Origin of the sequence: Bacillus sp. SIMBA_074 (assembly GCF_046534555.1) — a bacterium.
Taxonomy (GTDB): domain Bacteria; phylum Bacillota; class Bacilli; order Bacillales; family Bacillaceae_G; genus Bacillus_A; species Bacillus_A mycoides.
Genome location: NZ_JAWRYM010000548.1, coordinates 1 through 270, shown reverse-complemented (window position 1 = coordinate 270; position 270 = coordinate 1). Strand labels below are relative to the sequence as shown.

Annotated in this window: 1 protein-coding gene; it reads right to left on the bottom strand. The window is 39.6% G+C overall.

The window, feature by feature from the left end; all coding sequences use genetic code 11:
- A partial coding sequence (locus SB773_RS31925; RefSeq protein ID WP_410594345.1) for an SIS domain-containing protein occupies positions 1 to 270 on the bottom strand: 270 nt, incomplete at both ends.

Sequence of the window (270 nt, the reverse complement as noted above, 5' to 3'; positions counted from 1 at the left end):
ACGATCATGTACAAAAGCATAAAGAAAGTATCAAAAGAGTGCGTTTCAGAACCAGTCGTTATACAGTAATCCGCAATTTGTGTTAGCGGATTATTTGGCTCTGCAACTAAAGCGATTGTAGTTGCGCCTTTTTCTTTACAATATTCAGCCGCTGCAACTGTTTCTTGAGTAGTCCCGGATACAGATGTAAAAATACAGACTGCATCTTTGCTGAAATGCTTATGATTCATCACCATGAACTCAGCAGCAATTTCTGCATGGACATCGATG